The 7,262-nt window shown below is 74.2% G+C and carries 8 protein-coding genes; 1 reads left to right on the top strand and 7 read right to left on the bottom strand.

Going from position 1 to position 7,262, the window contains the following annotated elements; translation table 11 throughout:
• From VIU94_RS39755 to VIU94_RS39725, 7 genes are all read right to left on the bottom strand, one after another.
• A partial coding sequence (locus tag VIU94_RS39755; RefSeq protein ID WP_331919696.1) for a methylated-DNA--[protein]-cysteine S-methyltransferase occupies positions 1-492 on the bottom strand: 492 nt, incomplete at its 3' end.
• A 15-nt stretch (positions 493-507) separates the two neighbouring features.
• Positions 508-1,983 (bottom strand): AlkA N-terminal domain-containing protein, encoded by a 1,476-nt coding sequence (locus tag VIU94_RS39750; protein WP_331919694.1) that lies wholly within the window; start codon positions 1,981-1,983, stop codon positions 508-510.
• A gap of 49 nt (positions 1,984-2,032) precedes the next feature.
• On the bottom strand, positions 2,033-2,563 hold the full coding sequence (locus tag VIU94_RS39745; RefSeq protein WP_331919692.1) for an O-acetyl-ADP-ribose deacetylase: 531 nt from the start codon (positions 2,561-2,563) through the stop codon (positions 2,033-2,035).
• Positions 2,564-2,600: 37 nt separating this feature from the next.
• Positions 2,601-4,025, bottom strand: coding sequence for a phytoene desaturase family protein (locus VIU94_RS39740; protein ID WP_331919690.1), 1,425 nt, complete (start codon positions 4,023-4,025; stop codon positions 2,601-2,603).
• Between the two features lie 79 nt (positions 4,026-4,104).
• A complete protein-coding gene (locus VIU94_RS39735) occupies positions 4,105-4,929 on the bottom strand; it encodes an inositol monophosphatase family protein (protein ID WP_331919688.1) in 825 nt (274 codons plus the stop codon).
• Positions 4,930-4,991: 62 nt separating this feature from the next.
• Positions 4,992-5,492: an NUDIX domain-containing protein gene (locus tag VIU94_RS39730; RefSeq protein ID WP_331919686.1), complete on the bottom strand. Its 501-nt coding sequence runs from the start codon at positions 5,490-5,492 to the stop codon at positions 4,992-4,994.
• The gene (locus VIU94_RS39725) at positions 5,489-6,562 is read right to left on the bottom strand and encodes an ADP-ribosylglycohydrolase family protein (protein WP_331919684.1); all 1,074 of its coding nucleotides are present in this window, start codon (positions 6,560-6,562) and stop codon (positions 5,489-5,491) included. Before VIU94_RS39725 ends, VIU94_RS39730 begins: the two co-directional genes overlap by 4 nt.
• Before the next feature lie 214 nt (positions 6,563-6,776).
• Here VIU94_RS39725 and VIU94_RS39720 point away from each other — a divergent pair.
• On the top strand, positions 6,777-7,262 hold a 486-nt coding region (locus VIU94_RS39720), incomplete at its 3' end, for a glycerate kinase (protein ID WP_331919682.1).

The raw sequence follows: 7,262 nt of genomic DNA, 5'->3' as shown, positions 1-7,262 counted from the left end.
CTCCGCACACGTTGATGCGCCCGACTCGAAGGCGAGCAGTCGCTTCTTGCGGTCGAGACCGCCGCCGTACCCGGTCAGCGAGCCGCTCGCGCCGATCACCCGGTGGCAGGGCACGACGATGCTGACCGGATTCTTGCCGTTGGCGAGGCCGACCGCTCGGGATGCGCCGGGATTGCCGAGGGCCTCGGCGAGCTCGCCGTACGTGCGGGTCTCGCCGTACGGGATCGCCCGCAGCGACTCCCAGACGCGGAGCTGGAATTCGGTGCCGACGAGGTGCAACGGCAGGTCGAACTCCTTGAGTTCGCCCGCGAAGTACGCGTCCAGCTGGCGCATGGTCTCGCCGAAGGGGCGCGGGTCGCGTTCCCCGAAGGTCTCCTCGGCGGGGCGGTGGCGCTGGTCGGTCATGTGGATGCGGCTGAGGACGCCGTCGACGGCGACCAGGGTCAGCGCGTCGTAGGGGCTGTCCACGATCAGATGCGTGACGGTGGGCATGGCTCGGCAACTTCCTTACGCAGGGAGGTGGTTGATCGGGTGGCTGTCCGTCGCCCACAGGTACTGGACCGCGTACGCCCGCCAGGGCCGCCACTGCGCGGCGCGGGCGGTGAGCGCGGACGGGGTGGCCGGCAGTCCGAGGCCCTCGGCGGCGCGCCGGACGCCGAGGTCGCCGGGGAGGAACGCGTCGGGGTCGCCGAGCGCCCGCATGGCGACGACCTCGGTGGTCCAGGGGCCGAAGCCGGGCAGCGCGGCGAGCCGGGCGCGGGCCTCGTCCCAGTCGCTGTCCACGTCGAGCCGCAGCTCGCCGTCGGCGAGCGCCCGGACGAGCGTGAGCAGGGTGGTGCGCCGGGACCGCGGCAGCGCGAGGGTCTCGGGGTCGAGGCCGGCCAGCGCCTGCGGCCCGGGGAACAGGTGGGTGAGCCCGCCCTCGGGGTCGTCGACGGGCGTGCCGTGGGCGGCGACGAGTCGGCCGGCGTGGGTGCGGGCGGCCGCCGTGGAGACCTGCTGGCCGAGGACGGCCCGGACGGCGAACTCGGCGGCGTCGACGGTGCGCGGCACGCGCCGGCCGGGCTCCTTGTCGACGAGCGGGGCGAGCAGCGGGTCGGCGCGCAGCCGGTCGTCGACGGCGACGGGGTCGGCGTCGAGGTCGAGCATCCACCGGCAGCGGCTGATGGCGACGGTGAGGTCGCGGGGGTCGGTGAGGGAGAGCCGGCAGGCGATGTGGTCCGGCGTGGGCGTGAGGGCGACGATGCCGTGCCCGTACGGGAGGCTCAGCGTGCGCCGGTACGCGCCGTCCCGCCATTCCTCGACGCCGGGGACGGCGGTCGCGGCGAGGTGACCGAAGAGGTTGGACGGGGCGAGCGGGGCGCGGAACGGCAGCCGCAGCGAGATCACGCCGGGGGTCGGCGGGCCGGCGGCGGGGCCGCGGGCGGCCCGGGCGCGCAGTTCGCCGGGGGTGAGGGCGAAGACCTCGCGGACGGTGTCGTTGAAGGTGCGGATCGAGGCGAACCCGGCGGCGAAGGCGACCTCGGCCAGGGGCATGGGGGTGGTCTCGACGAGCAGCCGCGCGGTCTGCGCGCGCTGCGCCCGCGCCAGGGCGAGCGGCCCGGCCCCGAGCTCGGCGAGCAGCTGCCGCTCGATCTGCCGGGTGGAGTACCCGAGCCGGGCCGCGAGCCCGGGCACGCCCTCGCGGTCGACGACGCCGTCCTGGATGAGCCGCATGGCCCGGGCGACGGCGTCGGCGCGCGCGTTCCACGCGGGCGATCCGGGGCTGGTGTCGGGCCGGCAGCGCTTACAGGCCCGGAACCCGGCCCGCTGGCAGGAGGCGGCGCTGGGGTGGAAGACCATGTTCTCGACCTTGGGCGGCACGACCGGGCAGCTGGGCCGGCAGTAGATGCCGGTGGTCAGGACGGCGGTGAAGAAGACGCCGTCGAAGCGGGCGTCCTTGGACTGGACGGCCCGCACGCAGCGCTCGGTGTCGGTGTGCATGGCTCAAGCTTGCTCGACGCCGGCCCGCCGGGCTGGCGGAAAAACGACATCACCCTTGCGCTGCCAGGGCCGTTTCGAACGCCTTGTAGGCGGCCCGGTCGAAGAGCACGAAGCGGACGTCGGTGACGGAGGCGGGCGCGGACGCGAGCACGGTGCGCACGGCGATCCGCGCGCCGTCGTCCATGGGCCAGCCGTAGATCCCGGTGGAGATGGCCGGAAAGGCGACCGAGCCGGCCCCCGACTCGCCGGCCACGCGCAGGGACTCGCGGTAGCAGGAGGCCAGCAGCTCGGAGCGGTCCTCGCTGGTGCTGTACACCGGGCCGACCGTGTGGATCACGTGGTCGGCGTGCAGCAGCCCGGCAGTGGTGGCGACGGCCTGGCCGGTGGGCAGGCCCCCGCCGTAGTGACCGGCGCGGAGCTTGCGGCAGTCGTCGAGGATCGCCTTGCCGCCGCGGCGGTGGATCGCGCCGTCGACCCCGCCGCCGCCGAGCAGCGAGCTGTTCGCGGCGTTGACGATGGCGTCCACGTGCTGGTCGGTGATGTCGCCGAGGACGAGGGTGATCGCGGGTCCGGTGGTCATGTCTCCATCATGGTCAGCCCGGCCGCCCCCGTCACGGTCATTTCCCGGCGGTGGCCCGAAGGCGCCGCCAGACCGCCTTGGCCGCGTTGTGGCCGGACATGCCGTGCACGCCGGGGCCGGGCGGGGTTGCGGAGGAGCAGAGGAAGACCGCGGGGTGCGGCGTGCTGTACGGGTGCAGCGACAGCTTGGGGCGCAGGACCAGCTGGAGGCCGCGGGCCGCGCCGCAGGCGATGTCGCCGCCGACGTAGTTGGCGTTGTGCGCGGCGAGCTGCGGCGGCCCGGCGGTGGCGCGGGCCAGGACGCGGTCGCGGAAGCCGGGCGCGAAGCGTTCGATCTGCCGCTCGATCGCGTCGGTGAGGTCGCCGTCCCAGCCGTTGGGGACGTGGCCGTACGCCCAGAAGACGTGCTTGCCCTCGGGGGCCCGGGTGGGGTCGACGAGGCTCGGCTGGGCGGTGATGAGGAACGGCCGCTCGGGGGCGGTGCCGGAGGACGCCTGGTTCAGGGCGGCGGCGATGTCGCGGCTGCCCGGGCCGACCTGGACGGTGCCAGCGACGCGCGCCTCCTTGGCCGTCCAGGGGACGGGGCCGTCAAGGGCGTAGTCGATCTTGAACGCAGACGCACCGTACTTGTAGCCGTCGTACAGGCCGCCGAAGCCCGCGATCCGGGCGAGGGCGGTGGGCGAGGTGTCGAAGACGTACGCGCGGGCGGGCGGCAGGTCGTCGAGCCGCTTCACCTCGAAGTCGGTGTGCACGGCCCCGCCGAGGTCCTTCAGGTACGCGGCGAGGGCGTCGGAGATGGACTGCGAGCCGCCGAGCGGCATGGGCCAGCCGCCGGCGTGCGCGGCGAGCGCGAAGACCAGGCCGACGGCGCTGGTGGCGAACCCGCCGAGCGGGGCGATGACATGGCCGACCATGCCGGCGAAGAGCGCCCGCGCCTTCTCGTCCTTGAAACGGCGCATCAGCCAGGTCGACGGGGGCAGTCCGGTCAGGCCGAACCGGGCAAGGGTGACCGGGTCGCGGGGCAGCGCGGTGAGCGGCAGGGACATGAAGTCCCGTGCCAGGGTGTCCCACTTGCTCAGGTACGGGGCGACCAGGCGGCGGTACGTGCCGGCGTCGCGCGGGCCGAACGAGGCGGCGGTCTCGGAGACCGAGTGGGAGAGCACGGCGGCGCTGCCGTCGTCCCACGGGTGGGCCATGGGGAGTTGGGGGTGCAGCCAGCGCAGTCCGTAGCGGGCCAGCGGCAGGTCCTTGAACGCGGGCGAGCCGGCGCCGAGCGGGTGGACGGCCGAGCACGGGTCGTGCCGGAAGCCGGGAAGGGTGAGCTCCTCGGTCCTCGCGCCGCCCCCGATCGTGGACTTGGCCTCGAACACGGCCACCGAGTAGCCGCGGCGGGCCAGTTCGACGGCGGCGGTCAGTCCGTTGGGTCCCGCACCCACGACGACGGCATCGAGCATGGACGGCACCTTGGGACTCCTTCGTCAGCCGACGGCCAGGGCGGCCAGGATATTCCTCCCCGGCCGCCCGGACCGGGGCGGGCGTCGGCTATCGGCCACGCAGCAGCTCCACGACGCGCTGCACGGTGGCCGCGTCGCGGGCCGCGGTGAACGGCAGCGCGTTGCCGCCGGCGATGCGGAACGGCTCGCCCGCGAGCGTCAGATCGGCGCCGCCGGCCTCGGCGACCAGGAGCAGGCCGGCCGCGTGGTCCCAGGCGTACTCCCAGGAGAAGGCGACGGCGTCGAGCTCGCCGCGGGCGATGGCCAGGTACTCCAGTCCGGCCGAGCCGCACGGCCGGGTGCGCACGCCGTCGGCGTTCAGGCCGAGCAGGGCCTCCTTCTCGCCCGGGGTGGTGTAGTCGGGGTGCGAGACGGCGACCTCCAGGACCGCGCCGGGCGCGGGCGATCCGGCGCGCAGCGGCTGCCCGTTCAGGCTCGCGCCCTGGCCGCGGACCGCCACGGCCAGCTGGTCGAGCGCGGGCGCGTACGTCCACGAGGCGTACACCACGCCGCCGCGGGCGAGCGCGACGAGCGTGCAGAAGGCGGGTTCGCCGCGGACGAACTGGCGGGTGCCGTCGACCGGGTCGACGATCCAGACCGGGGCCTCGCCCCGTACGGCGTCGTACACCGCCGGGTCGGCGTGCACGGCCTCCTCGCCGACCACGACGGAGCCGGGAAGCAGCGCGGTCAGCGACTCGGTGAGCCGCTCCTCGGCGGCCCGGTCGGCGACCGTGACCAGGTCGTGCGGTCCGTTCTTCTCCAGGATCTCGTGCGCGGCGAGCTGCCGGAACCGGGGCATGATCTCGGCCGCCGCCGCCTTGCGGACCGCCTCCTCGACCGCGTCCGCGCCGGCGCCGAGGAAGTCGTCAAGCATCGCATCGATCATGTGTCCAGCTTTGCACGGCCGGGGGTGCGGCGGGCGGGGAGGCCCGAGGCTCATCGTGCCGGGCGGCTGTTCTCCAGCTCGGCGGGCCCGTGGCCGGTGGCGAGGGCGTCCAGGGCCGCCAGGACGCGCAGGCTCAGGTTGCCGGGGAGGTAGTCGGTCAGCTCCTCGCGGGGGACCAGCTTCCAGGAGAGGAGTTCCTCCTCCTGGAGGCGGATCGACCCCAACTGCTCCGTGGTCAGCACGCCGCCGTCGTAGACGTACGCCACCAGCGGCGGCCGGTGCCGGGGGGCCGTTTCGAGGACCCAGTCGACCGCCAGCAGCGCGCCCAGCTCCACGTCCAGGCCGATCTCCTCGGCCGTCTCCCGGCGGGCCCCCTGCCGGGGCGTCTCGCCCGCGTCGGACTCGATCGTGCCGCCGGGCAGCGTCCAGTCGTCGCGGTAGTTCGGCTCGACGATCAGGACGCGGTCCCGGTCGTCTCGGAAGAGGGCGGCGGCCCCGGCCAGTACCTTGGGGAGGCTCGCGATGTACGCGGCGTAGTCGGTCGTCGTCATCCGGTCAGCGTAGCGAGCCGCAGCGTCCGCTCCGCGAGCTCCGTGATCCGTACCCCGTCGAAGCCGAACACCGCGCTGCGCACCCGGTCCTGCAGCGGCTCCGACCACTGCGAAGGGATGGCCAGGGCGCCGCACATCACCCCGGCGACCGAGCCCGCCGTCGCGCCGTTGGAATCGGTGTCCAGGCCGCCGCGGACGGTCAGCGCGATGGTGCGGGTGAAGTCGCCCTCGCCGTACATCAGTCCGGCCGTGAGCACCGCCGCGTTCGGGACGGTGTGGATCCAGCCGAGGTGGTTGTTCTCCGAGCCGAGCTCGACCAGCGCGTCCGCCCAGTCGACCCCCGCCTCGTACAGCCCGATCGTGTGCCGGACCGCCCGCGCGAGCCGGCTGCTCGCCGGGATCCGCTCCAGCGAGGTCTCGAGCGCCGCGCGCGGCCCCGGTGCGGTGAACGCGGCTGCGATCAGCGCCGCCGCCCACATCGCGCCGTACACCCCGTTGCCGGTGTGCGACAGGACGGCGTCGCGGCGGGCCAGGGACGCGGCCCGGCGCGGATCTCCGGGTGAGGTCCAGCCGAAGACGTCCGCCCGGATCAGGGCCCCGATCCACTCCTGGTGCGGGTTGTCGTACGTCGCGGTCAGCGGCGGCTTGAGGCCGTTCGCCAGGTTGCGGTACGCGGTCCGCTCGGCGGTGAAGGTCTGCAGGTAGGGCAGCCGCAGCAGCCAGTGCTCGCCGACCTGCTCGGTGGTGAAGTCGAAGCCCCGGGTCTCCAGGAGGTGCAGGCCGAGGATCGAGTAGTCGATGTCGTCGTCCCGGCAGCTGCCGTGGATCCGGCCGCGCACGCACTGCGGCCACTCCGGCCGCAGCTCGAACCCGTCCGCGCCGGCCGCGGGCGGAGGGGGCAGGTAGTCGGTGAGCGGCAGCGCGTCGGTCAGCCGCAGGTAGCGGTCGATCCGCTCGGGCGTCCAGTGGTCGCCGCGCTCCACCGGCTTGCCGAGCATGTTCCCGGCGATCCGTCCGGTCCAGCCGCCGAGGATCCGGTCGGCGAGTTCGCTGTGCGGTAGGAGACCCATGCCTCCGGTTTACCCAATCCCCGCCTGCCCCGCCCGCAGGACACGGCCGGGAGGACAGGGGGAGGACATGACCGGTCGATTTGATCGATCAGTTCGTAGTTCTGGTGCCCCCTATGGGGTGGCATATCGGTCTATCGGTGAGTGGCACGCCCTCTCCGGGTGCGGATAGGGTCGGGCACGGCGCGACTGCCTGTTCGAAAGCAAGGGATGCAAGGTGACGGACGGAGCAGTAACTCAGGTCGCGGACTCGCGGGCACGTGTGCTCGTGGCGGCCGACAAGTTCAAGGGTTCGCTCACGGCCGTACAGGTCGCGGAGCGGGTCACAGCAGGACTGCGACGGGTCGTCCCGGAGCTCGAGGTGGAGACCCTGCCCGTCGCGGACGGCGGCGACGGCACGGTCGCCGCGGCCGTGGCGGCCGGTTTCGAACGGCGTGAGGTGACCGTCACCGGACCGCTCGGCGAGCAGGTCACGGCGGCGTTCGCGCTGCGCGACGGCACCGCGGTGGTCGAGATGGCGGAGGCCTCCGGCCTTCAGCTGCTGCCGCCCGGCGTCTTCGCGGCGCTGACGGCGACGACGTACGGCTCCGGCGAGCTGCTCGCGGCCGCGCTGGACGCGGGCGCGCGGACGATCGTGTTCGGCGTCGGCGGCAGCGCGACGACCGACGGCGGGGCGGGCATGCTCGCCGCGCTCGGCGCGCGG

This window comes from Streptomyces sp., assembly GCF_036566765.1.
In the GTDB taxonomy this organism is placed as follows: domain Bacteria; phylum Actinomycetota; class Actinomycetes; order Streptomycetales; family Streptomycetaceae; genus Streptomyces.
Note: the sequence above shows the minus strand (reverse complement) of the source record. Positions and strands in the feature narration are given on the sequence as shown.